The following is a 26,986-nucleotide window of genomic DNA, read 5'->3' on the forward strand; positions in this document are numbered from 1 at the left end:
TATGAAGTCGCACTTTAAGAGTCGCTTCTTGCCGCAGGTTGAGCTGTCCTCGCAGCCGGACCACGCGCTCATTGACGTCATTACGGTGCCGAGGGATGAAAATTCCAGCCCGTGGCGTCAGTTGGGCAAGCGTGTGCTGTGGGCTTTAGGCATTGTTGTCTTCGTGACAGTCGTGGTCTATTTGGACGGCGGTGGATATAGCGAGGACATGTCGCTTTTGGATTCCGCCTACTATGCTGCGGTGTCGCTAACTACAGTGGGCTACGGCGATATCGTTCCTGTGTCCCCGCAGGCCAGGTTCATTAACTTAACGCTTATTACACCTGCCCGCCTGATCTTCCTTGTTTTATTGGTTGGCGCGACCTTGTCCGTGCTAACGGATAAGGCCCGACGTACTTTCCAAATCCAGAACTGGAGAAAGCAATTGCGTAACCACACCGTCGTTATCGGGTATGGCACCAAGGGCGCCGGAGCGGTGGCCGCGCTGCTGGCCGATGATGTTCCGTCCTCCCAGATCGTGGTCATTGATACCAACCGTGCCTCCCTAGCTCACGCAGAGCACCACGGCCTAGTCACCATTTTTGGCTCCGGCACAAAGCAAGACGTATTGAAGATCGCTGGGGTAGAGCACGCAAGCTCTATTGTTGTAACCCCATCTACGGACGATACAGCGGTGCTGTGCTGCCTTTCCGTGCGAGAGCTTGCACCCAAGGCCAAGATTGTGGCGTCGGTTCGCGAGTCTGAGAACCGTCACCTGCTGCTGCAATCTGGTGCCGATTCCGTGGTCACCTCCGCTGAGACTGCCGGCCGACTACTGGGCCTAGCTACCGTGACCCCGACGGTGGTGGAGATGATGGAAGACCTGCTTTCACCTAATGAGGGCTTCTCCGTGGCAGAGCGCGCCGTGCGCGAGTTTGAGGTTGGTTCTAACCCACGCCACCTGGCAGATATCGTGCTTGCTGTCCTGCGCAATAATGAGCTGCACCGAGTGGATACCGCGGACGCCTCCGCGTTGAAGCCGGGAGACCGATTGCTGTATATCAAGCACGAGATGGAACAGCCCATTGAGGTCATGGACGATGATGACGAGGGCTAAATGTTCCTCCCAGTAACTCCTAGTGGCCTCGTACCGGTTACGGCGGTGGGGGAGCCTGTGCTGGTGAAAGAGGTTCCCGGGGGCGTCGGCAAGCAGGTCGTGGTGGACCTAGGCACCTTGCAGGCATGCTTGGTCTCGGAGGATAGCGCCGGGAAGTTAGGCCGTTTAGAAAGTGCAACCTTCTTTGCAGACCAGCCGGTTATCCTGCAAGCCATCGCGCTTATCCGCAACCGACGCGAACAGCGCTTTGATCCGCGGACCGGACGCCAGCTGGACTACCCGGCGCCGGGAATCGTTGGGCGCGATCCGCACGACGAGAAACGGCTGGTCTTCCCGCGCTTGGATCCCGCCGTCATTGGGCTCATTCGCCTCAGCGGTACAGACCGGATTTTGCTGGCGCGTAATCGCCGCCGCAATAGCTTATTCTCTTTGATCGCTGGTTACGTTGAACCCGGCGAGACTGCGGAGGCAGCCTTTGCACGCGAAGCGCTCGAAGAAACCGGGCGTAGGGTGGACCATATTCGTTATTGGGGCTCGCAGGCGTGGCCACCGAGCGGCTCGCTTATGCTGGGCTTTTGTGCACAAACGGCTGATGTCCACCCCACCTGCCATACTGATGGGGAACTGGAAGAGATCCGGTGGGTGGAGCGCTCCGAGCTGTCTGGGCTTTCGCTTCCTCGTCCGGGTTCAATTGCACACACGATGATTATGGAGTGGTATCACGGTGACTAAGCCGGATTTGTCCCTGCTGGATGAAGATCAGCTGCGCGCGGCCACGGCACCGCGCGGGCCCGTGTGCATCTTGGCTGGCGCGGGTACGGGCAAGACCCGCACTATTACCTATCGCATCGCCAACCTGGTAGACCAAGGGTTTGTGAGCCCGCAACGCGTGCTCGCGGTGACCTTCACGGCGCGGGCAGCCGGAGAGATGCGCGATCGTCTGCGCACCATGGGTGTGGCCGGCGTACAAGCGCAGACCTTCCACGCCGCGGCGCGTCGCCAGCTGAAGTATTTCTGGCCCCAGGTAGCGGGGGACCTTCCGTGGCAGTTGCTGGATAATAAATTCCCGCTGGTCGCTCGCGCGGTGCGTTCGGTGGGGTTGGATAATTCCAAGGATATGATCCGTGACGTCCTAGCGGAGATCGAGTGGGCTAAGTCCGCGCTGGTGAGCGCCGAGGATTATGAGTCTGTGATCGCCACTACGGACCGCAGCGCTCCGGCTGATCCCGCCAAGGTGGCAGAGGCCTTTCGCCGCTACGAACAGTCCAAGGCCACACCGGACATGATGCACCTGGATTTCGATGACCTGCTCATGCACATCGCGGGTGCCATTGAAAATGTGCCGGCAATTGCAGAAACCTTCCGGGAGCAGTATCGCACCTTTGTGGTAGACGAGTATCAGGACGTAACCCCGCTGCAGCAGCGGGTGCTCAATGCCTGGTTGGGCGAGCGCGATGACCTCACCGTGGTGGGTGATGCAAATCAGACCATCTATTCCTTCAACGGCGCCTCCCCGGACTACCTGCTCAATTTCTCCCGCACGTACCCGGATGGCACCGTGGTCAAGTTGCAGCGTGACTACCGCTCGACGCCGCAGGTAACGGACTTGGCCAATCGGGTCATTGGCAAGGCCACAGGGCGTGCAGCTGGCACACGCTTGGAGCTGCAGGGCATGCGCGAGCCTGGTCCGGAGCCCACCTTTAAGGCCTATGAGTCTGAAGAGACTGAGGCCCAGGAGGTTGCCGGCCAGGTTCTCACACTGCTGGATCAGGGCGTGCCGGCCTCTGAGATTGCCATCCTCTACCGCATTAACGCTCAATCGGAGCAGTTTGAGCAGGCGCTTGCTGACGCCGGAGTGGTCTACCAAGTCCGTGGCGGCGAGGGCTTCTTCCGCCGCCCGGAGATCCTAGAGGCCATTCGCGTTCTCATCGCCGCGACCCGTCGTGAGGACTTGCCGGAGGACCCGGTGGCAATTGCTCGCGCCGCCTTTGTCGAGTTGGGGCTAAGCGCCACCGAGCCGCAGGGCGCGCAGGCCCGCGAGCGCTGGCAATCCCTCAACGCATTGGTAGGGCTCATCGAGAAGATTGTGGAATCGGCTCCTGGCATAGATCTCAACGGGGTGTTGGGGGAACTGCGCCGGCGCTCCACCGATAAACAGGCCCCAGCTATGGAAGGCGTCACGCTAGCTACTGTGCACGCTGCCAAGGGCTTGGAATGGGATGCGGTGTTTCTCGTGGGGCTGACAGAAAAGCTCATGCCTATCAACCACGCTATCAAGGCGGGCGATGAGCAGATTGAGGAAGAACGTCGTTTGTTCTATGTCGGCATTACCCGCGCCCGCGCGCACCTCGCACTGTCGTGGGCGTTGGCGAAGACCACTGGTTCGCGAGCCTCGCGCGAGCGTACCCGCTTCCTCGATGGAATCGTACCGGCGGCCGAAGACGCCTCTGGCAAGGGGACTCGCTCGCGCCGCCCGAAACGCTGCCGCGTATGTTCAGGTCTGCTGGGAACACCGGCCGAAAAGGTTATCGGCCGCCACGAAGACTGCGAGGGAGGCGGAGATGAAGAGGTCTTTTCTGCCTTGCGCTCGTGGCGTTCCCAGGTTGCGCGCGAGGAAAAGGTGCCGGCCTATGTTATTTTTTCCGATGCCACCCTGCAGTCCATGTCGGAGGAGCTTCCTGCCGATGAGGCAGAAATGCTGTCCATCTCTGGTGTAGGCCCCAGCAAGCTGGAGCGCTATGGCGCCCAAGTACTAGAGGTCATTCGTTCGGTGCGCAGCTAGCCAAGTTGGTTTTCCGCCAAAACATACTGGGCATCGCGGATGCGCAATGATGGTGCGCTGCTGGTGGTGACCGTAGACATCGACTTCCCACTGCTGTCCAGGGCGCGGCTTCGCGGTCGGCGCTCCCGGCGGCAGCGGCCGCCCCATAAGCCGCCGAATGATCACCTGCGTATGTGCCGAGACCGCATCGAGCACCACGGCTTCTGGGGTGCGGCGCACGCGGGGTAATTGGGTGCTGATGATATTCCAGCGCGGGTCCGTATCCACGCGGGACAGGTGCGCACACAGTGGGCATGGGCCTCGGCCCTGCACGCGTACCGGCCCAATGATGCCACGATTGTCCAATAAAGACACCGGAAGCCACGTGGTGTCCGTCCCCGCCAGTGCATTGGCGCAATCCAGCGGGCAGTGCAGCTGGTCTACGGCCAGGACCGGATACATGCCGTCGAGGTCGTGGATATAGGAAAAGATATTGTCGTCCTCTAACGGGATGCGAACTTGGAATCCATCTGCCTCCAGGCGTGCGCGTAAGCCTTGCGCCAGTGCGGATTCTCCCATTAAGACAAGAGTGTCCGATTTCTCTACGGCCTCTTTATAAGGCCAAAGGATGCCATAGTCTAGTGCGTCCTCGATAAGGCTAAGCGCTGCCGCTTCCTCCAGCCCTGCGGCACGTAACCGATGAGACAAATCTTCTGGCCTCACTGGCTCGCGAGCGGTATTGAAGGCCGCCGCGACGGAAAGCGCATTGCCCGTTTCTGCCACACCAACGCGGGTGGCATCCATGCCAAATTGAACCACCGTTTCCTCGCGGCAAAACACTGCGCTGCCCGGCGCCAAAACTACCTGGGTGACACAAGCCCCCACGCCTATACCCCTTTCCCCGATGCATGTGGATTCCATTGCACCACAGGTACAATCACCTGTCATGTCGAGCACGCAGCCCCCCGCACCACAAACCCCAGAGGTCAAAGTCATTCGTTCCGCCAAGCGGAAGAAAACCGTGCAGGCTCGCATGGTCTCCGGGGTACTCGAGGTACGCATCCCCGCCTGGATGTCCGCTCGCGATGAACGCGAGGCAGTGGCGGATATGTTGGCGCGGGTAGAAAAGAAACAGGGCAGTAGCCGCCGCTCGGACGCGCAATTAGAAGAGCGTGCTCGGCGGCTTAACGCGGCTTTCTTAGACAGCCGCGCTACCATCGGCTCTATTCGTTGGGTAAGCAATCAAAATACGCGGTGGGGTAGCTGTACTACCTCCACCGCGAATATTCGGCTGAGCGACCGGCTACAACACGTGCCGGACTATGTGCTGGATTCGGTAATCATTCACGAGCTCACCCACACCTTCATCCCGCGCCACGGGCGGGATTTTTGGCAGTGGGCGGACAGGGCGCCCCACGCTGAGCGGGCGAAGGGCTATCTTGAGGCCTACCAGCGCTGGGGCTGCTAGTTTTCGTCGTCCTCGTTGCCCTTTTCTTTCTGCTCGTCTTGACCATCGGCTTCCCCGGTCTCATCGCCCTGAGTAGCAGAGGAATCCTCACCGTTTTTGAGCATTTCCTCCAGCTTGGCAAACTCTTCCTCAAAGCCCTCATCAGGGCCGTCATCCAATAGGGAGTCGATAAAGGCGGCAGGGTTATCTAGGTGCTCTGCAGTTGGCAGGAAGTCCGGGTGGTCCCACGCCTTATCGCGCTTTTCCGCACCCACGGCAACGGTAGCGCGGCGCCACAACTCAGCGGCCTCAGAAACCTTGGGGGCGTTGAGCTCGATACCAACGACCTTGCTGAAGGCGTTTTCGGCAGAACCACCAGTGCTACGGCGGTGCGCCCATGCCTGGGTTAGCTTCGAGGTGGATGGGATGCGCTCGCCCAGTGCCTCTGTGACGACGTGCTCGGCCCAGCCTTCCACCAATGCTAGTAGGGTTTCTAGGCGAGAGGCTGCCGCAGTGTTCTTGGACGTGATGCGTGGGGAAAGGTCCATGCCTTGCAGCTTGCTCATCGCATCCTGGATTGCCTGGGGATCGCCGGACTCTAGGTTGAGCTCGCGGGTGACTTCCTCCAAGTGGGAGGTGTCAATGACCAGACCGATGGCATATTCCTCCACAGAGGAGACGATGCGCTCTACCAACCACGGCACGTGCTTGAACAGGCGCTGCCGCGCGGCCTCGCGCGCTGCAATATAGACCAGCACCTCTTGGCCAGGAATATTGAGCTCCCGGGCGACCTTCTGAATGGTCTGTGGCAATAGTGCCACGGTATTGGCCGGGGCGATGGGAAGACCGAAATCAGAGCCGGTCAACGCCTGCGCAGCCAAATCACCCAAGGCGTGACCGAGCTGCATGCCAAAGTTCATGCCAGACATCTGACTCATCATCTTGGTCATCGGGCCCATCATCTCGCGGGCTTCTTCCGGCATCGATTCCATCTGGGCATCATTCATATGCTCCGCCACCGGAGTGACCATGCGCTGCCAGGCCGGCATGGTTTCTTCCAACCACTGCTTGGAATCCCACGCCTTGGCCGTGCCGGAGGCGGTGGGCAGGTAGGTGGCGTCATCGAGCCACAGCTCCGCTAGGCGGACGGATTCCTCCACTGCCTTGGTATCGTCCGCGCTCACACCCTTTGACTGGGAGATTTGCTGCAGGGCGATGCGCTTGGCCATGTCGTAGTTAACAGGGCCGGAATTTTCCGGCGAGTTCATAGAAGAGCCCATGCCGGACAGCATCTGACCGAACTGGTTCAGCATGTCACCGAGGCCGCCACCATTAGCGCCGCCGAATGCGCCGAACGGGTTCTGGTCACGACGTCCGTCATTATCGTCGTCATCATTATTGGGGAAAGAAAAACCGAATCCGTTGCTCATGCGTCCTAATCTACCGACACCATCCGGCTAGTTTCCATGATCCCTGCTACGCTGACAGCGAACACGACGGCAAAGGTTGTAGGGTAGTGATTCGTGAATTCTCCTGCTAGCCGTCGCGTCCGCACCATCGCCTGGGGTGCTATCCCCGTCGTCTTAACCGGTGCGTTGGTATCGCTTGACCATATTCCCGGCACCGATGTGTCTTTGACCGTCCCCTATGCTGCCGAAGGCCCAGGCCCCACGGTAGACACATTGGGGGAGGTAGACGGCACCCAGGTCGTTGACGTTCAAGCCCCGAAAACCTATGACACGGATGGTCACCTCAACATGACTACGGTCTCCGTGCGTACCAATATGACCTTGGCCCAGGCGCTGGGACGCTGGATGATGACCGATGACACCATCGTGCCCATCGATACCGTCATCCCACAGAACATGAGCGATAAAGAAGTAGAAGAGTCCAATAAGCAGGCCTTTACTCAGTCCGAGTCCGCAGCGACTCTGGCAGCCATGGACTACCTGCATTTGCCGGTAAAGATCTCCATCGCAGAGGTGCTGGATAAGGGTGCTGCGCAGGGCAAACTGAAAAAAGATGATGTCATTACCGCCGTGGCGGGCAAGGAAGTCTCGGAGCCGGGTGAGGTTCAAGACATCATCAAGGAAAAGAGCCCCGGCGATAAGGTCACGATGACCGTGGAGCGTGGCGGCAAAAAGCACGAAGAAGAAATAGAGCTAGGGGAAAACCCCCACCAGAAGGGGCAGGCGATGCTGGGCATCGCCATGCTCTCGGTCCCTAAAGACGATATAGAGGTCACATACAACCTGCAGGATATCGGTGGTCCATCCGCTGGCATGATGTTTACCCTGGCGGTCATCGATAAGCTCAGCGAAGAAGACCTCACGGGCGGCAAATTTGTGGCCGGTACCGGCACCATTCAAGAAGATGGCAAGGTGGGCCCCATCGGCGGCATCCAACATAAAATCGCCGCCGCCCACGCAGCCGGCGCGGAACTCTTCCTGGCGCCACAAGATAATTGCTCCGAAGCCGCGGCGAGCGACCACGGGGACATGCCCATCGCGGAAGTGTCCAACCTGGATGAAGCGGTATCCACGATGAAAGACTTCGCGGACGGCAAGGAAATTAAAACCTGCCAATAAGCGGCCTACTTAGCTAGGCCCAGTTCCTTGATCTTCTCTTCCGGATCTTCCTGGTCTGAGGAGATCATCTGCTGCATGACCATGCCTTCTTTATTGTCCACCACGGTAATAACCGCCGTGGTGCCCAGCGTGGACCAGCCCACAACGCGGTCGCCGCTATCCTCAATGACCTGCGAGCTGCGCAGCTCAGTAAGCACCTGCGTGGTCTGCTTTGCCTTGGAGTGTGAGCGGAAGAACTGGAACTGGCCTACCTTCGGCCCAGAGCAGTTATACGAGTCATCCCCGCCCGTGGAATCGCAGCGATCGAAGTACGCGAAAAGCTCTTGCGGTGCCACGGGCGCGAAGATGTCATAGGCCTTGGACACAGACTTTTCCATTTTTTCGCTCCCAGGCTCTGTGCTTTCCGACGCCGCCTCCGAGCTCGCCGCCGCACTCGACTCGACGCTGGATTCAGCGGCGGACTTGGAGCTGGATGCGGTGCTGGTTTCCTCAGTGGCATCCGCCGCAGTGGGAGCGGACTCGGCGCTGGCAGTGGTGGTATCTACGGGGACGTCGGCAGGCGCGGCATCATCCGAGGAACAGCCGGCAGCGCTCACGCCTACCCCCAGCAGGAGTGCTGCTGCGGTAGCGCGGGTAGCGGTCAGGCGAGTGAGAGTAAAGCGTCGCACGGTAGGAAACTGCTCCTTAGTCGCAAGCGAGAATTGTCTTTCCAGTCTAATCTAGTTCATCCGGGTCCTGGCTCAGCCCATAGCGCAGGGCCGCGATAATCCCGGGTGCTACCTGGGGGCCGCCGCGCAGCTGGATGTCATCCTCCGCGAATGGCCCGGCTGCTTCCAACTCCTCTTCGGTGGGGCGCAGCTGCAGCAATGTGGTTTCAATCCCTTCCTCACGCAGCGCACCGGAAAACAGGCGCGCCGGGCGAGGGGAGGGGTCCTCGCTGGAGGTATCGCGGAACCTAATCTCTTGGGCCAGGATGACGCCGGCCACCTCCCGCGGCCAAGCCAAGCGGGAGACATAGTCGGCCAACTGCTCAGAACCGGGCTCAATGTTTTCAGGCACATTATCCTGCACGATAAGGGTAAGCGGCGCCGCATCTTCCTCATCGAGGGCGGCAAGCTGGTCTGCTACCAAGTGGGTAGGAACGAGCGCGAAGATAGTGGGGCGGGCGTCCCAGCCCTCTGCATGGACGAATTCCACGGCTTCGGTCATCGCGCGGTTTAAAGCTGGCTGTGATAATTCGGGGGAACTCATAAACATCCTTATTCGTTATCTGTGTATTGCTTCCTTAAGCTGGAAGAAGTCTACAGGTTTTAAATTCGCACTATTTGATTGGAGCTGGCGTTGTCCTTAGGGTCATCCACACCAGCCGCCCCGTTGAAGCGGCCCCCGCGGGTCGCGACAATCATTGCGGCCATCATTGCCCTCCTTTTGTTCATCGGCCCCATGTTTGTGGGCCTGTACACGGATTGGAGGTGGTTTGGTGCGATTGAATACCGGAACGTCTTCACCACCGCGATTATTGCGCGGATAGTGCTCTTTATCATCTTCGGCTTCATCGCCGCTGCCGTGGTGTGGGCCGCGGGCTTCTTTGCCTGGCGCGGGCGTCCGGATTCGCTCGACCTTGGGGACTTGAACTCGCCGGTGTATCAGTACCGCAAGTCCATTGAAAAGTCTATGGGCGTCTTCTTCAAGGTCATCCCCGCCATCGTGGGCATCATTGCCGGTTTCATCGGCCAGGCTAATTGGCGCACGGTCCTGCTATTTTTAAACGGCCAGGAATTCGGCCAACAGGACGCCCAGTTCCACCACGACCTAGGCTTCTATGCCTTCACGTTGCCGGTTTTGAAGATGGTGGTCAGCACCCTATCTATCCTGTTGATTTTGGCGTTCCTCATCGCGCTTTTCGGTCACTATGTGCTGGGTGGCATCCGCATTGGCAATAAGGCCGCAGGAGTTCGCGGCTCCATTTCCCACTCGGCTCGCCTGCAGCTGGCGACTACTGCCGGCCTGTGGATGGTTGTTCAGGTCATCGGCTACTGGTTGGAGCGCTACGAGCTCCTATATGCCCAGCACGATCTCTTTACCGGTGGTTCCTATACCGATATTCATGCCTACCTGCCGGCGAAAATCATCTTGATGATCATTGGCGTCTTTGTGGCGGTGGCGTTGTTTATGGCCATCGTCATTAAGGACCTGCGCATCCCGGGTCTGGCCGTGGTGTTGATGTTGCTGTCCTCGCTGGTTATCGGCCAGGCATGGCCGCTGCTGATGGAACGTTTTTCCGTGCAGCCAAACCGTCAGGCAAAGGAAGAAGAATCCATCGCCCGCAATATTGAGGCCACGCGCTATGCCTATGGGCTTACCGATGACCACGTCACCTATGAAGACAACTGGGGTGGGGACGAGGTCTCTGATGACAAGGTGGCTTCTGATAACGCCACCATCAATAACCTCCGCCTGCTGGATCCGGAGATTCTTTCTCCTACCTTCACCCAGATGCAGCAGCTGAAGAATTTCTACGGCTTCCCAGAGACGCTATCGATGGACCGCTATGAGATCGATGGTAAGAAGCGTGACTTCGTCGTTGCTGCGCGCGAGCTGGATCCAAATGAGTTGCGGGAGAATCAGTCCGACTGGATTAACCGTCATACCGTCTACACCCACGGCAATGGCTTTGTGGCAGCGCAGGCCAATAAGGTCGATGAGGTAGCCCGCGATGCGGGCTCTGCCCGCGGAGGCTTCCCCATCTTTACCGTTTCTGATCTGCAGACCCAGGCCGGTGAGTCGGAGGGCGAAGGCGAAACCCAAGACGCCGAGAAGTCTCTGGGCATCAAGGTAGACCAGCCGCGCATCTACTATGGCCCGGTTATTGCTGGCGCTGCCGATGGCATGGATTACGCCATTACCGGCAAGACTGGCGATAACCCGGTGGAATATGACACCGATAGCTCCACCTATACCTATGACGGCAAGGGTGGCGTCGGCATTGGCAATATCTTCGACCGCACTATGTACGCCGCCAAGTACCGCGAGCTGAACTTCTTGCTTTCTGACCGCGTCGGCAGCGAGTCAAAGCTCCTCTACGACCGCGACCCGCGCGAGCGCGTGGAAAAGGTTGCTCCGTGGCTGACCACCGATTCTGCTACCTACCCGGCCGTAGTGGATGGCCGCCTGAAGTGGATCGTCGATGGCTATACCACTTTGGAGTCCTTGCCTTATTCCCAGCGCGCTTCGCTTTCCGACGCCACCCAGGACACCCTCAATCCTGATGGCACGACCCAACGCCTTGTCAATGACAAAGTGGGCTATATCCGTAACTCGGTAAAGGCCACCGTCGATGCCTATGACGGCAGCGTGGATCTCTACGAGTTCGATAAGAATGACCCAGTGCTCAAGGCTTGGGAGGGAGTCTTCCCGGACGTCGTCAAGCCAGAGGCAGAAATCTCTGACGAGCTACGCCAGCACTTCCGCTATCCGGAAGATATGTTCAAGGTGCAGCGTGACCTGCTGGCGCGCTACCACGTGGATGACCCGAATGTATTCTTCAACAACGATGCCTTCTGGTCCGTGCCGAATGACCCCACTGCGGAGGAATCTCGCCAGCTCAACCAGCCGCCTTACTACGTGATGGCCGCAGATCCAGAGACCGGCAAGCCCAGCTTCCAGCTGACGACCTCTTATCGCGGCTTGAACCGCGAGTTCCTGTCCGCACACATGGCTGTCTCCTCCGATCCGGAAACTTATGGCGATATCACCGTGCGGGTGCTGCCGACCAATACGCAGACTCAGGGCCCGAAGCAGGCGCAGGATGCGATGATGTCTTCTGACCAGGTCGCCCGAGACCGCACCCTGTGGGAAGGCACTAACGACTTGCACAACGGTAACCTGCTGGCCCTGCCAGTAGGTGATGGCGAAATCCTGTACCTTGAGCCGATTTACTCGCAGCGCAAGGACCAGGCCTCTGCCTTCCCGAAGCTGCTGCGCGTACTCGTGTCCTATAAGGGCCGCGTAGGCTACGCCCCCACTATCGGTGATGCCCTTGAACAAGTTGGAATCGATGCCAAGGCTGCTCAGAATATTGAGGAAGTCGACGGCGATTCTGGCGAAAAGACCGACACCAAGGACGACAAGAATAAGAAGGATGCCAAGGAAGATAAGCAGTCGGCCCCAGCCTCCGCTCCTTCCTCTTCCGACCAGGCAGGCGCCATCGATGACATCAACAAGGCTTTGAAGGGCCTAGAGGATGCTCGCGATGGTTCCTTCGAGGAATACGGCCGCGCCCTGGATGAACTCGATAAGGCAGTTGAGTCTTATCAGAAGACGGAAAAGTAGTTCTTTCACTCTTTAAAAGCAGCGATTAAGGCACCTGACCAGCGGATTTGGGTAGGTGCCTTTCCCTATGTATAGTTACATGAGTCGCCAGGACAGAGCGAATACACTTAGTGTTAACGTACTGTTCAAGCGCAGATGATGGAAGTCATCTCGACGCGGGGTGGAGCAGCTCGGTAGCTCGCTGGGCTCATAACCCAGAGGTCGTAGGTTCGAATCCTGCCCCCGCTACCAACTTCCGGGCCCCTACCAGTGGAAACGCTGGTAGGGGTCTCTTTCGTTTTATGCTGAAATCGCCATTTGGTGCACTAGTCTCAAAATCCTGCACCGCGCAATCCCGCAACCGGATCTGCGCTTCACAAAGAGATCACTGCAGCACAACGACGCGGATATGATGATTTTGCCAAGAATTTCGGTCCTGACGTCGATACCTATACTCGGAACGAAGTGAGAGCCATCGAGGTAGAGGCGCACACCTCGGTCGGATTCAGCCAATCTGAAGCGGAAGCACTAACCGATTATGGTATCGAGAAGCTCAAGCAACAAGGCTTGTCTCAACCTACAAATATCCCGTGGAACCCTGGAGTGTTATAAGAGTGTTAACGCAGCCCACCAACGAACAGCTGACGCAATTTCAATCGGACCTCGAAGACATCGTCACGCCAACCATGGAACAGCTTCACACGCGAATCCAGGAAACAGGGCCCCTGTCATCTGATGACGCAATCAGATTCGTTGCAGATATCACTGCGCTGACAATATTCGAGCTGGCCGAGCGACTTGACGGAAACGCTGACAAACCCGGCGCCCTCAGCTACAGGTTCGCTGCAGCAGAAGGGGAAGAAGTGCGCCTGCCTGCCGAAGTGCTCAGCGCCATCACCGGATGGCTTTCCGCTCCACAGGATCGAAACCCCCTCGCCGGGAAGATCAGCCACCCGTACCCCTTCGACTTTTACGGAGCGAAAGACTATGCATAGCGATTCCGCACTGCTGCTCATCGGACGACTGTATGCGAAAGTTTACGACCAATCCATGGACTCGGATGCCGCTGAGCACCTCCACCACCTGCTGAGCAATATTCATGACACCACCGCCATCGATGAGGCCATCTACGCCTACCAAGGCGAAATACTCGGCATCCTGCTGGATTCAGTGAATCAGTCCGACTCGCTCGAGTTGTACACGGCGAGTACGTCGCAGCGCGAGTCTCTTAACTTGGCCATCACCGCCCTCGAAGATACACCTCAGTCTATGGTGGCACTCGACGCAATTGCGCAGTTGGCGCAGGTTGAACCACCAGCTCCCGGCCAAGCCAAAATCGACATCCCCACGGAAAATCTCTCGAGCGACGCCCGAAAACTTTCAGCGCTCGGCCTCCACCAGGGCATCGCCATTTCGGTCCCGCATTTGGGCATTCCGATCTTGGAAGGCGACGAAACCACTGACATCTCCACCTCGTCTACTGTATTGGGCGAGCAACGTTACGCCTCTGCCAAAGCCGTACCCAAGTGGCTGACTCACTTGTCGGAGGCTCCGTCCGCTAGCTTCGTTACGTACCAGAATTCGCACGGCGAGACCCTCCAGGTCAAGTTTAATGCCAAGGGAAACTACTTCCCGCTTCTTCTCACGAACCATAACGGAGACCGCCGCCTCGACAAACTACCGTCCGCGAGACAAGCCGAAAACCACATCGTGGCCTGGCTAGACAATTCACAATCACCGATCATCTAGCTGCCACTCAAAAGCGGTTTGGGTCTGTTTACTTTGGAGATAGAAAACTGGGGCCTGACCCCCCGACGTGTCTAATTTCCGGGGTCAGGCCCATGAATGTCATGCGCAGGCTAAAAACGGTGGCCTGATTAAGATAAACTGATTGGTAAGGAATTTGTTGTGAAAGAAAGAACGATCATTCCGGGAATACTTTTTGGAATTGTCTTGGGCGTCGCAACCCTTTATGGCGGAGTGCTCCTGTCCACATGGCTTCCAATACCTTTCGTCTTCTATGGGCTACCTCTACCTTCATTGGTGGTGTTGGGTGTATTAGCCATATCTGTCTACATGTTGAAAAAGGATCGGCTTAGCGACCGATCATGGCGTGCTTTTGCCTTCACATTCGCCGCGGCTTTCGTCGTATCAGCGTTCTTATGGGTGAGCACCATTTCTGGCTATGGAAACTTCGCATAGCCTATAGATATGGAACCGTTGTAAGGCCAATGACAGTTAGCCCCTCTAGATTGATGAACTGCTCCCCATTCGCCGATGAGGGCCATTTTCGTTTTCTTCGGCGGCCAGCGGCAATGGGCACGGCTTGCACTGGCTCTGGCTCAGGGCGCGCCGGTGCCGCTGCTCGACGAGCCTACGACCTTCCTTGATCCCGCCCACGCGATTAGTGTTTTGGAGCTCGTTCGCAAGCAAGCCCGCGCTGGTAAGACAGTCGTTGTTGTGCTGCACGACCACATGTTGGCTGGTCAGTACTCCGACACCAGGGCGGTTATGAACAACGGCGAGGTCATAGCCCGGGGGACTCCCAAGGAAGCACTGCGGAAGGATATTTTAGCCGCAGCCTACGGTATCGATGTAGAAATCTGGGACGATCCTTTCAGCGACGCCCCCCGTCATCGTTTCCCGCGCTGTGCTCAAGGGCTAGAGCATTCGAAAGATGAACACCAAAGACCGCAGTTTGGAGTTCGTTCGCAGAGGCTGTAGATGATCGTGGCTAGAGCGGATTTCGGTTTCCGCTCCTCACCGCTATCCCTCATGGAACTCATCCTGTGGCTGCATGGTCCGTCATGGAGAGGGAAGCAATCAGGCTCTAGACAGTAAACCCTTATAAAGCTAAGGTAAGCCTATGCAAAAGAGAGACTTCATGAATGTGCGTGCAGTTATCGCACTTGTAGCCACCCTAGCCCTAGGCGCAGGCCTTGTTGCGTGTTCTTCTGATTCTTCTCAGGGACCGGGTGAAGATAGGAAAATCGAGCGAGTTGTGGCGCTCGATTGGCGCTATGAGGAAATTCTCAAGGCCCTCGATGTGGACCCAGTGGGAATCGTGGAAATCGGCAAGTCGGAGGCACCAACTACGTTGAAGGGACAGTTAGGTCAGGCGACCTCCGTGGGCCAAGCCAAGCAGCCGAACCTAGAAGTTATCCAGTCTTTGGAACCAGATCTGATTTTGGCTAGCCCTACCCGTCAAGCTGATATCATGCCGCAACTGGAAGAGATTGCGCAGACGGAATCCTACCCAGATGAAACTTACTCGGACGTGCTGGACTCGATGGATGAGATCGCGGCCAAACTCGGCAAAGAGGAAAAGGCTAAAGATGTCCGTCAGCGCATCGAGGACAAGATTGCTCAGACCAAGGACACGGTAAAGCCGGGTAGTCGTGCTGTCGTGGCTGGCTGGTCCAGCGAGATGCTCTATACCTGGGTCAACCCCTCTTTCTCTCAGTCGCTACTGAGTAAAGTGGGCTATGACTATGCCTTCGAAGGCGAGAAGTCTTCTATCGAATCTAAGACTGATGTAGCGGAACTGACCGGCGATAAGCTCCCTGGAATGAAGGCTGACCGAGTCTTTATGTACAAGGACGTCGAAGCGTTTAAAAAGACGCCCTATGCCAAGGGCAGCGGTGACATCGTAGAGGTAGACCAAGATATCTGGTCGCGCGCCCGCGGGCCATTATCTGCCGAGCATATGCTCGATGACATTATCGCCGCTGAAAAGTAGTGGCACCTCGAACTAAAGCCAGCGTCTGCTTGGTCCTTGCAACCGCTGCCGCTGCCTTTGTGTGGTGGTGGCGGCTCCGCCATGTTCAGGTGCCAGTTGATACCCCGTGGTTAGAAGAAGAGCTGCATAGCGTGGCTTTTGACCGTCTCCTTGCTACCACGGTGGTCGGTATTGCACTAGGTGTAGGTGGGTTATTGCTGCGCACGGCAACCGCGAATCCGCTCGCCGATCCGTCCATCACTGGTGTGAACTCCGGTGCGGCACTCGGTGCAGTCGCAACCGCAATGTTTTTAGGAAGCGAAACCTCGAGCGTTGACCAGCTGCCCGGTGCGCTGCTGGGTGCGGGGATTGCTGTGGGGGTGACGGTGGGCGTCGGCAAGAGCGGTGCGATCCAGCGCATGGTTCTGGTTGGCGTTGCCGTTTCCTCGCTGTGTAGCGCCTTGACCTCCATTTTCCTGGTGGTGGATGAAGCTCAACTGGCGACGGTGATGTCGTGGCTTTCTGGCCGGCTTGCCGGTGTACGCCTAAGCGATATTATGCCCGCGCTGATCGCTGTGCTGGTCGTGGTTCCCTTGACTTTAGTCGGTGCGAAAACGCTGGACTTGCTCGTAGCTGGCGATGCCGTGGCCGGTGCTGTGGGGGCGAAGCCGGAGCGCATTCGGTTGGCCGCCATTGTGGCGGCGGTAGTGCTCGTTGCTCCTTCGGTAGCCGCAACCGGGCCGATTGGATTTTTGGGGCTGATGGCCGCGACCGTAGCGTGGCGGGTGTGCGGCCCGCACCATCGCATGGGGCTATGTGTGGCTGGAATTGTAGGAGCAGCGGTGCTTCTGGTGGCCGACTCGGTTGGGCAGGCAATCTGGGCGCCAGCCGAGACCCCAGTGGGCATCGTGACTTCTTTGGCTGGCATGCCCTTAGTGCTGTGGTCCGTCCATGCGCTAGGGAGGAGGAGACATGCGGCATAAGAGAATTGTAGGGGTTCTAGTAGGACTCATCCTGGCGTTGATATTGAGCGCAGTTATCGGCATGGGCGTCGGTGCGGTGATGAAATCGCCGGGCGAGGTGACCACTGGCTTCTTTACCGGAGATCCGCTCATATGGAAGTACCGCGCACCGCGGATCTTGGTGGGTATTTGCGCGGGCAGTGCCATGGCTGTTTCTGGCTGTATATTGCAATCCGCGCTACGCAATCCCTTGGCCGCACCAGATACGGTGGGTATTACCTCCGGCGGTGGGCTCGCGGCCGTTGCGGTACTTATGGGAGCAGGCGCCCTGCCGGCCCACCTGCTGACCTTTATCGCCTTTATCGGCGCGTTGGCTGGAACTGGGTTGGTTCTCCTTCTCGCCGGACGCGGGGCAAGCGATCCGGTGCGCCTGCCCCTTACCGGGGTGGCGGTATCTTTTGGGCTGGGTGCCATCACCGAATTGCTCCTGGTGCGCGCCGCGCCAGAGGCAGGAGCGGCCATGACATGGCTGAAAGGTTCGCTTTACGCCCGCTCGCTTGGCGACGCCACTATTGTCGCCCCCTTTATCCTTCTCGCCCTAACCGCCGCGATGGTGGTGGCAAAACACCTGGATATGCTCGCACTGGATGATTCCACCATGGCCGGCATTGGAGTGAACGCCAAGATGTGGCGCCTAATAGCAATAGCTTTGGCCGTTATCCTCGGCGCAGCGGGAGTCGCCGCGGCTGGGGTCTTGGGCTTCGCCGGGCTCATCGTCCCACATGCTGCCCGCTTGATGGTTGGTTCGAACCTGCGCCGGCAAATGCCCGTGGCGGCCCTAGGCGGCGCGACCCTCGTGACTGTATGCGATACGTTCGGTCGCTGGGCCTTCGCCCCCACGGAAATCCCCGTTGGCGCGCTCATCGCGCTGATTGGCGCACCCTATTTCATTTTCCTATTGACTGGGCTAACCCGAGTGCGAAATGGAGGCTAGACATGACATTGACATGTAGCGGATTGACCGTGGGTTACGGTGGTCCCGATGTGGTCAAAGATGTAAATCTCCGCTTATCTAGCGGTCAAGTAACGGCTCTGATCGGGCCGAATGGCTGCGGCAAATCGACGCTTCTCAAAACATTGGGGCGCCAACTTACGCCCAGCGCAGGCGCGGTGTACCTCGCGGACCAAAAAATTAGTGAGTATTCCTCGCGTGCCTTTGCCCGTGAAGTTTCTTTTCTGCCACAACACCCTGCGGCTCCGGAAGGGGTACTAGTGCGCGACGTTATCGGCTACGGCCGCTATCCCTATACAGGGGCGCTAGCGACGATGCGGGCCGGAGATCATGCAGCGGTTGAGCGTGCTGCCTCGCGTGCTGGGGTGAGCGACCTTCTCGACGTCCCTGCTGCAGACCTTTCCGGCGGTCAACGCCAGCGTGTTTTCCTCGCCATGACCTTGGCCCAAGAAACACCAATTACCTTGCTTGACGAGCCGACTACTTACCTCGACCCTGCGCACCAACTGTCCATCTTGGAGCTCATCCGAGACCTCAATGGTGCCGGGACCACAGTGGTCATGGTGGTCCACGATATGGTCCATGCTGCGCGTTACGCCGATCGAATCGTAGCCATGCGTGAGGGGCACATTGTGGCCGAAGGGCCTACCGAGGAGGTGATGACCGCTGAACTCGTACGCGAAACCTTCCAAGTTGAGTGTTTAGAGATGACTGATCCAACCACCGGTAGACGCTTTCCTATCCCCATTTCCGTGCACGCTCCTGAACTTTCTGGAACCCTAGAAGGAAGAAGATAAATCTATTAAAAGGAGTAAGTAGCAATGGCAAACGATCTAGGCCACGAGGTCGACTTGGACCGTAACGAATACAAGTACTTAGCTTCTGAGGATTCTGTGTCTTCAGCTGCTAAGTCTGACAAGTCCTCCGGGGCGGCTACGGGTGTCGCTGCTGGTGCAGCTGCTGCGGGCGCCGCAGGTGCTGCCGGCCTGTCCAAGCCGGTCGGTAAGCCATCTGCGGACGGAGATGAGCCCACCGCAAGCAAGTATGAGCCGCAGAACCACGTTGTCGCTGGTGCGGAGGAAGAACATGTTGGCAAGGCCGCAGAGCAGCCGGACCTGCAGGAAGCGCTGGATGAGAACAACGCGGACTATGCACCGAGCCAGCACATCGTAGGTGAGGCAAAGGAAGAGCACATTGGTTCTGCCCCACAGCAGCCGGACCTGCAGGAAGCGCTGGATGAGAACAACGCGGACTATGCACCGAGCCAGCACATCGTAGGTGAGGCGAAGGAAGAACACATTGGTTCTGCCCCACAGCAGCCAAACATTGATCTGGAAGCCTCGGGCGAGACCCCAACCTCTGTCAATGATCTGGATGTAGATCCAGAGATGTCTGGCGATGACCGAGACGAAGCAGATGACGTCACCGGCGAGGCTGGCAATGAGCGTTTGGACCAGCTGAAGGGGAAGGCATCGGAGGCAGGTAGCGCCGTAGGTGATGCCTTCCAGCGTGCTAAGGGCTTTGTGGAAGATAAGGCTCACGAGTACCAAGAAGAGACCACGAAGAAGGGCGGATTCTTCGATCGCGTCAAGGGCGCTGTTCGTGACGCACGCGAATCCATCGAAGATAAACGCAAGAATTAGATCCACGTTTTCTTCGGATTAAAGGGCCGTCTCCTTACAGGGAGGCGGCTTTATTTGATCGAAATATACTCGGCAATCATCCGATCTTTTGTGGATACCGTAGAGGAAAAAGTTCTCTTAACGTGATGGGGGAGAAGAGGTTGCACCCTTAGTAGAGGATCCACAGGTGCTGCTTGTCAACGAACCCACGGCTGTCCTAAGCTGCTGCCGCTCCCAGCATGACCTGATGTTCAATTCCTGGTGAGCACCACAAAAAGGTAGAACGGACAGCTTAAAGGCGAGATGAATGCGGCTATCGTTGCCGCTTAGTCCAGCGCGTGGAGATATAGCCTGCTGATAAGCAGGCGCCTCGGCACGTCCACAAGGGGGCGCAGGAAGGGTAGGAAGGGCTCTGAGGCGGCGTCGATAAGCAATACCGTGCGACCATCGCGCAGACGCTCTAGGGTGAAGGTCTCTTCGCCGCGCTCGAGGTGTCCAGGGAGGGTGCCATAGGTGAATCCGCAGCGGCCATCCTCATGGAAGACATCGACTACGCGGCAGTGAAAATCCCATGGACCCAAGCCGAGGGTGACCTCCGCGCCGAGCTCCACAACCTCATGGGTCGGGCGGACACGGAAAAGGCCGCTGCGTTGTACTGACCAGCGGAAAAGTCGGTGTGCGGCGGCGTCAAAGTCAGCATCGATAACCCGCGACATATGCAGCTGTGGAAAGTCGGAGACATCAGAATAGGACAGCGGTGTGGGCATGTTCTCCATGATAGGGGAGGGGTGATCACCCCCGAAGTCTGGAAGAAATATAACGGCTTGGACACAGTCACAAGAGTTTGCTGTTTCCACAATTTTTTCGTGCCACTATCGAGTTTGCACGATGTTGACAACTGAAAGTAGGTACCTTGATGCTTCGCATTCCGCACCTCAAGAAAGTCCTAGTGGGCTCGGCTTTCGCTGGTGCGTTTTTCCTGGGTTCCCCGGCCGCAGGCGCCCAGGAATTGCCCCAACCGGATTTCGACTCCGCAGGGATTATTAACCAGGTCCGCGATAACCTAGCGGGGGTCGGCATCCAGACCCCGCAGGTGGATAAGAATGTTACCGATGCCGTGGATTCCTCTGTGCGCAACGCGCAGCAAGCCGTGCAGCAGAACCTGCAGCAAGGACAGTACGCGGAGCCGATGACTAATCCGAATCCCATCGGTCTAGCGGAGCAGGCTACCCAGCCGGAGTTTAAACCGAAGGGAACCAATCCGAACTATAAGTGGAAAAACGATGGATTTTCCAAGGTAGCCGCCGGAAAGCCACAGGCTGATTACGTCCTGCACCGTGTGCCGGGTTCCATGTTTGATGCCCCACGCATTCCAGAAGAGTCTGTTGCAGCCATGAATCAGGGTGACTCCCTCTATGGTCCAGGCACCCCGCTCTACGTCAATGACAAGACGATGTGTACTCTGACCGCGGCAGGCAACGATAATGGTGGCCGCAAGGTGGGGCTGACCGCTGGCCACTGCGGCAATGTGGGCGATTCAGTTACCTCCGCTGATTCGGAGCAAATCGGCCCGACGGGCACCGTGGTGTCTAAGAACGAGGACTTGGACTACGCCGTCATTGAGTTCGGCTCCAAGGCTAAGGTGTCCCGTTCCTACAATGGCGTAACTGTCAATGAACTAGGCGGTGGCGTCAAACCGGGCCAGCAGGTGTGCAAGCAGGGCGTTGCCACCGGCAAGACCTGCGGTATTACCTATCAGCAGGCAAAGAAGATTCAGGTAAACCAAGTCTGCGCCATGATGGGTGATTCTGGTGCGCCGTTGCTCGTCAATGGCCGCCTCATTGGTTCCATTTCCGGTGGATTCCTGCCGGTGAATTTCCCGTGCCGTACCCCATTGCAGGGGCCGGTTCATAACCCGACTGCTGCCACCAATATGGATGCGGTCTTGGCGGATATGAACCGCCGCGGTGGCGTAGGTGCCGGTTTCACGCTGCCTGAAGACTAGCTGTACTGAGGCATTCGCCCGCTCCCCAGCTCGGGGAGCGGGCTTTTTGCGTCCCTGCCCGGTGCCGATAATCACAACTAATCGGAGCTTGTGTGAAAAGCTTAGGCGGACTAAGGTTAGCCTTATCTAGTAGCTACTTAGGTGTGGCTAATATCACCGGCATGGTCCGGTCAGAGAGAACTGAGGTAACCGCGCGATGTTGCAGCTGTCCTTATTGTCCCGCACCCGGCGCAAACCGGGGTGCGAAAAATCCGAGTGTATGCGCGCCGATCAGGCACCGGTAGACGCTTTGGTGGAACTTCCTGAGTGCTGCTTGCAGCACGCCATCGACGAGCGGCCGGCGTTGGCGCTGCGCTTGCGGGAATTAGGTTTCCGCCCAGGTGTGCGCGTACAGATCGGCCGCAAGGTAGCCGGCGGCGCGCGCCTAGTTACCGTAGGCACCGCCCACTATGCGGTGGATGCGGCTACTCTTCGCCAGCTCGAAGTCATCCCGGTGGCAGCATAATGGCACGGAAAACCGCTGCGCCGAGCTGCCATTCCACCTCCTCGATGCGCATTGCGAAGGAGGGAACGCCGGTCCTCGCATTGGTCGGGGCTCCAAATTCCGGCAAATCTACCTTGTTCAATGCGCTAACCGGAGCGAAGGTGCAGACCGGAAACTGGCCAGGTACCTCCGTTGAGATAAGCCGTGGCTTGTGGAATGCGCAGCCAGAGGCCTTTGACATCATTGATCTTCCTGGTGCTTATTCATTGGATCCAATGAGCCCAGACGAGGAATTTACCCGCGATATGCTCGTGGAGGCTCCGCCGTGTGAGCGCCCCGATGTGGTTGTGGTGCTCGTGGACGCCACTGCGCCGGCGCGCGGACTGAACCTCGCTTTCCAGATTGCGGAGCACCCATACCGGGTAGTGATTGGGGTGACCAAGGAGGACATCGCCAAGCAGCAGGGCATAAGCATCGATACGTCCGCGCTTTCACACGAGGTGGGCATCCCGGTGGTCAGCGTTAACGGTCGGCGGCGTGAAAACTTGGATGCGCTCGAGCGCGAGGTTGCCCGTGCAATGCACACTGATCCGCGGACCATCCGGCCCAATGCTGACCTAGACCAGCGCTTTGTGGATTTGGACGCGGCGGAAAAAGCTGCCGTTTCACGGACGGATACTGGCGAACCGCTCAGCCACCGCGCGGACCGCCTAGTCTTGCACCCAGTGCTCGGGCCGATTCTGTTTCTGGCGGTGATGTGGGCGGTCTTCTTCATCACCACTACTGTCGCGGGTCCGCTACAGGACGGATTAGAAGCATTCATCACCGGCCCGGTCTCCGCCGCTGCGCGCAGCATCCTCCCGGATAACTGGCTGCTCACAGGCTTGTTGGTGGATGGTCTCATCGGTGGTGTAGGCATGGTGCTCACCTTCGCGCCGCTTCTTGCGCTGATGTTTTTGTGCTTGGCGGTGCTGGAGGATTCCGGCTATATGGCGCGCGCGGCCGTGGTCACTGACCGCGTGATGCGCGCCATCGGCCTGCCGGGTAAGGCTTTTATCCCCATCGTGGTGGGCTATGGCTGCAATGTACCGGCTATCTCAGCCACGCGCGTGCTTGGCGACGTCCGCCACCGCATCCTCACCTGCCTGCTTATTCCCTTTACTTCATGCTCTGCGCGTCTCATCGTATTTATGATGCTGGCACAGGTATTTTTCCCTGCTCATGCCGGTTCCGCGGTATTTGCCATGTACGTGCTGTCCATCGCTTTGGTGGTGTTGGTAGGCCTGGCGCTGCGCCGCACGGTGTGGCGGGCCATGCCGGCCGAAGCCCTCGTTATCGACCTTCCGGCCTATCAGCTGCCCACCTTTAGACTCACCATCTCAGTAATGTGGGTGCGCCTCAAGGGCTTCTTACATACCGCCGGCGGCATCATCGTGGCCACGGTGGTAGTCATCTGGCTGCTCATGTCCATCCCGGTCACCGGCGGGCACTCCTTTAACGAAGAGGCAGTGCCGCCACAGGATTCCGCCTATGGTGCCGTTGCTCAGGCAATGTCTCCCGTCTTTGCCCCGGCAGGCTTTGGTTCTTGGTCGCTGACCGGACCCTTGGTCACCGGATTCGTGGCGAAGGAAACCCTCATTTCCACGTGGGCACAGACGTACGCAGTCGAAGACGTCACTGACGATGCACCGGAAGAGCAAGCAGAATCCCCACTGGCCAGCCATATCCGCGCTGATTTTGATGCGGCCTCTGGCGGGCACGGGCTCGCGGCAGTATGGGCGTACATGGTATTCCTGCTGGCCTACACCCCGTGCGTAGCCACGGTAGCCGCGCAGCGGCGAGAAATAGGCTGGAAGTGGACACTCATCGGCTTCGCCCTACAACTCGGCTCCGCCTGGATCCTGGCGGTGGGAGTTTTCCAAGTCCTCAAGGTCTTCCTATGAGCCCCACGGAGCAGGTCAAGGAGGCCATTAAACAGGGAAAATCCAACCCGGCTGACATTGCAAAAGCTACTGGGTTAGGGCAGGGGACCGTGGAAATCATCCTCGCCCACCTCGAACGCACGGCGGAGCTGGTGCGTGAATCGCTCACTTCGTGCCCCACCGGCGGCTGCGGCAGTTGCGCGCAGGCGGGTGGTTGTTCCGCTGCAGCTACCGAGCACCGCGGTCCGGTGCTGCTCCAGCTGCGGAGAAGACCCTAGCCCTGTAGCGCGGCGAGGGCGTGCTTATGCAGCAGTCCGTTGGAGGCTACGCCGGATCCGCCATGCGGGCCGGGGTTTCCTTCAAGGTCAGTGAAGGTACCGCCGGCCTCGGTCACGATGAGCGAGGGCGCAGCGAGGTCCCACAGGGAAACCTCCGGTTCGGCGGCGATATCTACTGCGCCTTCGGCGACGAGGCAATAGGACCAGAAGTCTCCGTAGCCGCGCAGGCGCCACGTTTTATCCGTTAGCGCGAGGAATTTATCGCGCAATCCGCGCTCAGCCCATCCGGTAAGCGAGCTCATCGCCAGCGAAGAATCGGAGAGCTTTTCTACGTGGGAAACGCTCAAACGCTTCGGCTCGCCGCCGAACACGCGGAAGGCACCCGCGCCCTTGGCCGCGTACCAGCGGCGGCGCAGGGCGGGAGCGGAGACGACGGATACCACCGGTTCGCCGTCTTCCAAGAGGGAAATGAGCGTGGCCCATACGGGCACGCCACGCACGAAGTTCTTGGTGCCGTCGATGGGATCGATGACCCACTGGCGGCCTTTATAACAGGCCTCGCCGCCGTATTCCTCGCCCAGCACCTCATCGCGCGGGCGGGAGCGCTTGAGGGATTCGCGGATTTGCTTCTCACAGGTGAGGTCCGCATCCGATACGGGAGACATATCCGGCTTTTCCTTAACGGAAAGATCCGAGGCCTCGAAACGATGCATGGTTACCACATCGGCATGGCCCGCCAGCTCGAGCGCGAGGCCCAAGTCTTCTTTGAACTTACCCACGGAGCCAATCCTCCATCTGATCCACTACCAATTTATTGCCGGCGAGGCACCATTCGACACCGCCGGCTTCTACCTTGCGGGCGGCACCACCGGCTGCTTCAACGAGAGCTTTGCCGGGGAACCAATCCCAATCCGCTACCGAATGCTGCATCCATGCGCCCCACGTGCCATCGGCTACGGAGGACAGGTCAACAGAACCGGCACCGAGCATACGGACTGTAGCAAAGTTTTCCGCCACGCGCTGCCATGCCCCGCGGATATCCGCATCCATCAGCGAGGTCGGGTGCAAATAGGTAGATAGCGAAATCTGCTTGGCTGGCTGAGCCGCAAGGCGGGAAACTTCTTTGCCGTCCAGAGAAGTGGGGTAGTCGCGGCCACCGAACCACGTATAACCCATGGCGGGGCGGTGGACGGCGCCGAGGGTGATCCCGGTGGCGTCGGCAAGCGCGAGGGCAGAGCACCAATAATCGGAGCCGGAAGAGAAATTGTAGGTGCCATCGACTGGGTCAATGACCCAGGTGCGGCCGGACTGGGATTCGCGGGCGGCGCCCTCCTCACCCAGGATGCCGTCCTCCGGGCGCACGGCCTCGAGCACGCCCGCGACGAAGCGCTCGGCCGCGCGGTCTGCATCCGTGACAACGTCCGAGATGGAAGTCTTTTGCTCCACGTCAACGCCCATCTCGCGCAGGCGCCACGCCAAGCGTCCGGCGTTATAGACGAGGGCCTGCGCAAGGTGCGCATCCCCGTCATCCGCATGCGCGACAATAAAGGTCTTGATGACCGCGTCGATCATCTCCTGCAAGCTCGGCTTTTGATCCATGCCCACCATTGTCACCCTAAACGCGGCCGATGGCTAATTGTGATGGCCGGGTGGGTAGGATTGGGGCCTATGCGTCCCGAAGTAACAGCACGGCTCAAGCAACTAGAATCCACCCTGACCACCATTGAGAAGGTCATGGACCCAGAGGCTTTGGCTGCCCGCATTCGGGAACTAGAGGCCCAGGCCGGGGATCCATCCCTGTGGGACGACCCCGAACATGCCCAAAAAGTCACCTCTGAGCTTTCCGCAGCGCAGGCGAAGGTTCGCAAGCTAGAAGCGCTGCGCGGGCGTCTCGAGGACATGCCCGTCATGTACGAACTTGCGGAAGAGGAAGGGGATTCTTCCCTGGCAGACGAGGAGCTCGATTCCCTGGAGTCCGCCATCGAATCCCTAGAGGTCACCACCATGCTTTCCGGTGAGTATGACCCGCGTGAGGCGGTTATCAATATTCGTTCTGGTGCCGGCGGTGTGGATGCGGCGGACTGGGCTGAAATGCTTATGCGCATGTATACCCGCTGGGCAGAAAAGCACGGCCACAAGGTGGATGTCTATGACATCTCTTACGCGGAAGAAGCGGGCATCAAGTCAGCCACGTTCGTAGTCCATGGTGAGTACATGTACGGCCAGCTTTCCGTGGAACAAGGCGCGCATCGCTTGGTGCGCATCTCGCCTTTTGATAATCAAGGCCGACGCCAGACCTCCTTCGCCGAGGTGGAAGTCCTGCCGGTGGTGGAACAGACCGACCACATCGATATCCCGGACAATGATGTGCGCGTCGATGTTTATCGTTCTTCGGGCCCTGGCGGACAGTCCGTCAACACCACCGACTCCGCGGTGCGCCTGACCCACATTCCCACCGGAATCGTGGTCACCTGCCAGAACGAAAAATCGCAGATTCAAAATAAGGCCTCGGCTATGCGCGTGCTGCAGGCAAAGCTCTTGGAGCGCAAGCGCCAAGAGGAGCAGGCCGAGCTTGACGCGCTGGGCGCTGGTGGTAACGCCTCCTGGGGCAATCAGATGCGCTCCTATGTGTTGCACCCGTACCAGATGGTCAAAGACCTGCGCACCAACTTTGAGGTGGGTGATCCCTCCAAGGTGCTTGATGGCGATATCGATGGCTTTCTTGAATCCGGCATCCGCTGGCGCATGCAGCAAGAGCAGGACTAGTTAGGAAAACAACG

General features: G+C 58.5%; 26 protein-coding genes and 1 tRNA gene. 20 read left to right on the top strand and 7 right to left on the bottom strand.

Annotation, left to right across the window (positions count from 1 at the left end; translation table 11 throughout):
- Window position 1 precedes the first annotated feature (1 nt).
- Genes ACP8J1_RS03285 through ACP8J1_RS03295 form a run of 3 tightly spaced genes read left to right on the top strand, consistent with a single transcriptional unit; the run spans window position 2 to window position 3,878 of the window.
- The gene (locus ACP8J1_RS03285) at window positions 2-1,096 is read left to right on the top strand and encodes a potassium channel family protein (protein ID WP_302518351.1); all 1,095 of its coding nucleotides are present in this window, start codon (window positions 2-4) and stop codon (window positions 1,094-1,096) included.
- Window positions 1,097-1,828, top strand: a complete 732-nt coding sequence (locus tag ACP8J1_RS03290) for an NAD(+) diphosphatase (protein ID WP_023020801.1) — start codon at window positions 1,097-1,099, stop codon at window positions 1,826-1,828.
- Complete coding sequence (locus ACP8J1_RS03295; protein WP_023020802.1) at window positions 1,821-3,878, top strand: ATP-dependent DNA helicase UvrD2; 2,058 nt, start codon at window positions 1,821-1,823, stop codon at window positions 3,876-3,878. Before ACP8J1_RS03290 ends, ACP8J1_RS03295 begins: the two co-directional genes overlap by 8 nt.
- Here ACP8J1_RS03295 and ACP8J1_RS03300 read toward each other — a convergent pair.
- Window positions 3,849-4,742 (bottom strand): hypothetical protein, encoded by an 894-nt coding sequence (locus ACP8J1_RS03300; RefSeq protein ID WP_023029506.1) that lies wholly within the window; start codon window positions 4,740-4,742, stop codon window positions 3,849-3,851. The genes ACP8J1_RS03295 and ACP8J1_RS03300 overlap by 30 nt on opposite strands.
- A 61-nt stretch (window positions 4,743-4,803) precedes the next feature.
- Here ACP8J1_RS03300 and ACP8J1_RS03305 point away from each other — a divergent pair, with 61 nt between their 5' ends.
- Entirely contained in the window at window positions 4,804-5,325 is a 522-nt protein-coding gene (locus ACP8J1_RS03305; RefSeq protein ID WP_023020804.1) for a M48 metallopeptidase family protein, read from the top strand.
- Here the strand turns inward: ACP8J1_RS03305 and ACP8J1_RS03310 are convergent.
- A complete protein-coding gene (locus ACP8J1_RS03310) occupies window positions 5,322-6,734 on the bottom strand; it encodes a zinc-dependent metalloprotease (RefSeq protein ID WP_023020805.1) in 1,413 nt (470 codons plus the stop codon). The genes ACP8J1_RS03305 and ACP8J1_RS03310 overlap by 4 nt on opposite strands.
- 93 nt (window positions 6,735-6,827) lie before the next feature.
- On the opposite strand from ACP8J1_RS03310, the gene ACP8J1_RS03315 reads away from it, so the two are divergent.
- Window positions 6,828-7,892, top strand: a complete 1,065-nt coding sequence (locus ACP8J1_RS03315) for a YlbL family protein (RefSeq protein WP_023020806.1) — start codon at window positions 6,828-6,830, stop codon at window positions 7,890-7,892.
- Between the two features lie 5 nt (window positions 7,893-7,897).
- Here ACP8J1_RS03315 and ACP8J1_RS03320 read toward each other — a convergent pair whose 3' ends face one another.
- Window positions 7,898-8,560 carry a hypothetical protein gene (locus tag ACP8J1_RS03320; protein ID WP_023020807.1) on the bottom strand — a complete coding sequence of 221 codons (663 nt, stop codon included), beginning with the start codon at window positions 8,558-8,560 and terminating at the stop codon, window positions 7,898-7,900.
- A 46-nt stretch (window positions 8,561-8,606) separates the two neighbouring features.
- Window positions 8,607-9,143, bottom strand: a complete 537-nt coding sequence (locus tag ACP8J1_RS03325; RefSeq protein WP_023020808.1) for a PPA1309 family protein — start codon at window positions 9,141-9,143, stop codon at window positions 8,607-8,609.
- Window positions 9,144-9,233: 90 nt separating this feature from the next.
- Between ACP8J1_RS03325 and ACP8J1_RS03330 the strand changes: the two genes are divergently transcribed.
- From ACP8J1_RS03330 to ACP8J1_RS03375, 10 genes are all read left to right on the top strand, one after another.
- A complete protein-coding gene (locus ACP8J1_RS03330; protein WP_084278979.1) occupies window positions 9,234-12,224 on the top strand; it encodes a UPF0182 family protein in 2,991 nt (996 codons plus the stop codon).
- Between the two features lie 154 nt (window positions 12,225-12,378).
- Window positions 12,379-12,455 (top strand) — tRNA-Met (locus ACP8J1_RS03335).
- Between the two features lie 362 nt (window positions 12,456-12,817).
- Complete coding sequence (locus ACP8J1_RS03340) at window positions 12,818-13,198, top strand: hypothetical protein (RefSeq protein ID WP_023020811.1); 381 nt, start codon at window positions 12,818-12,820, stop codon at window positions 13,196-13,198.
- The gene (locus ACP8J1_RS03345) at window positions 13,191-13,952 is read left to right on the top strand and encodes a hypothetical protein (RefSeq protein WP_023020812.1); all 762 of its coding nucleotides are present in this window, start codon (window positions 13,191-13,193) and stop codon (window positions 13,950-13,952) included. Before ACP8J1_RS03340 ends, ACP8J1_RS03345 begins: the two co-directional genes overlap by 8 nt.
- 528 nt (window positions 13,953-14,480) lie before the next feature.
- Window positions 14,481-14,927 carry an ATP-binding cassette domain-containing protein gene (locus tag ACP8J1_RS03350; RefSeq protein ID WP_023020814.1) on the top strand — a complete coding sequence of 149 codons (447 nt, stop codon included), beginning with the start codon at window positions 14,481-14,483 and terminating at the stop codon, window positions 14,925-14,927.
- Between the two features lie 142 nt (window positions 14,928-15,069).
- Window positions 15,070-15,942, top strand: coding sequence for an ABC transporter substrate-binding protein (locus ACP8J1_RS03355; protein ID WP_023020815.1), 873 nt, complete (start codon window positions 15,070-15,072; stop codon window positions 15,940-15,942).
- Window positions 15,943-15,971: 29 nt separating this feature from the next.
- On the top strand, window positions 15,972-16,904 hold the full coding sequence (locus ACP8J1_RS03360) for a FecCD family ABC transporter permease (RefSeq protein ID WP_198010448.1): 933 nt from the start codon (window positions 15,972-15,974) through the stop codon (window positions 16,902-16,904).
- Window positions 16,894-17,877, top strand: coding sequence for a FecCD family ABC transporter permease (locus tag ACP8J1_RS03365; protein ID WP_023020817.1), 984 nt, complete (start codon window positions 16,894-16,896; stop codon window positions 17,875-17,877). The genes ACP8J1_RS03360 and ACP8J1_RS03365 overlap by 11 nt, the downstream gene beginning before the upstream one ends.
- Window positions 17,878-17,879: 2 nt before the next feature.
- A complete protein-coding gene (locus ACP8J1_RS03370; protein WP_023020818.1) occupies window positions 17,880-18,692 on the top strand; it encodes an ABC transporter ATP-binding protein in 813 nt (270 codons plus the stop codon).
- 24 nt (window positions 18,693-18,716) lie between these two features.
- Entirely contained in the window at window positions 18,717-19,538 is an 822-nt protein-coding gene (locus ACP8J1_RS03375; RefSeq protein ID WP_023027628.1) for a hypothetical protein, read from the top strand.
- Between the two features lie 305 nt (window positions 19,539-19,843).
- Here the strand turns inward: ACP8J1_RS03375 and ACP8J1_RS03380 are convergent, their stop codons facing one another.
- Entirely contained in the window at window positions 19,844-20,284 is a 441-nt protein-coding gene (locus ACP8J1_RS03380; protein ID WP_023020821.1) for a DUF1990 domain-containing protein, read from the bottom strand.
- 149 nt (window positions 20,285-20,433) lie between these two features.
- Between ACP8J1_RS03380 and ACP8J1_RS03385 the strand changes: the two genes are divergently transcribed.
- The 4 genes from ACP8J1_RS03385 to ACP8J1_RS03400 all read left to right on the top strand — a co-directional run bounded on the left by ACP8J1_RS03385 (window position 20,434) and on the right by ACP8J1_RS03400 (window position 24,206).
- Entirely contained in the window at window positions 20,434-21,522 is a 1,089-nt protein-coding gene (locus ACP8J1_RS03385; RefSeq protein WP_023020822.1) for a S1 family peptidase, read from the top strand.
- Window positions 21,523-21,781: 259 nt separating this feature from the next.
- Window positions 21,782-22,027 carry a FeoA domain-containing protein gene (locus ACP8J1_RS03390; protein ID WP_084279013.1) on the top strand — a complete coding sequence of 82 codons (246 nt, stop codon included), beginning with the start codon at window positions 21,782-21,784 and terminating at the stop codon, window positions 22,025-22,027.
- Window positions 22,027-23,949: a ferrous iron transport protein B gene (gene feoB, locus ACP8J1_RS03395; RefSeq protein WP_023020824.1), complete on the top strand. Its 1,923-nt coding sequence runs from the start codon at window positions 22,027-22,029 to the stop codon at window positions 23,947-23,949. Before ACP8J1_RS03390 ends, feoB begins: the two co-directional genes overlap by 1 nt.
- Window positions 23,946-24,206 carry a hypothetical protein gene (locus tag ACP8J1_RS03400; RefSeq protein WP_023020825.1) on the top strand — a complete coding sequence of 87 codons (261 nt, stop codon included), beginning with the start codon at window positions 23,946-23,948 and terminating at the stop codon, window positions 24,204-24,206. The genes feoB and ACP8J1_RS03400 overlap by 4 nt, the downstream gene beginning before the upstream one ends.
- Here ACP8J1_RS03400 and hisN read toward each other — a convergent pair.
- The gene (hisN, locus tag ACP8J1_RS03405; protein WP_023020826.1) at window positions 24,203-24,985 is read right to left on the bottom strand and encodes a histidinol-phosphatase; all 783 of its coding nucleotides are present in this window, start codon (window positions 24,983-24,985) and stop codon (window positions 24,203-24,205) included. The genes ACP8J1_RS03400 and hisN overlap by 4 nt on opposite strands.
- Window positions 24,978-25,814, bottom strand: a complete 837-nt coding sequence (locus tag ACP8J1_RS03410) for an inositol monophosphatase family protein (RefSeq protein WP_023020827.1) — start codon at window positions 25,812-25,814, stop codon at window positions 24,978-24,980. The genes hisN and ACP8J1_RS03410 overlap by 8 nt, the downstream gene beginning before the upstream one ends.
- A gap of 60 nt (window positions 25,815-25,874) precedes the next feature.
- Between ACP8J1_RS03410 and prfB the strand changes: the two genes are divergently transcribed.
- A complete protein-coding gene (gene prfB, locus ACP8J1_RS03415; RefSeq protein ID WP_023020828.1) occupies window positions 25,875-26,972 on the top strand; it encodes a peptide chain release factor 2 in 1,098 nt (365 codons plus the stop codon).
- Window positions 26,973-26,986: the final 14 nt, after the last annotated feature.

It is taken from the genome of Corynebacterium sp. LaCa_205, assembly GCF_057458085.1.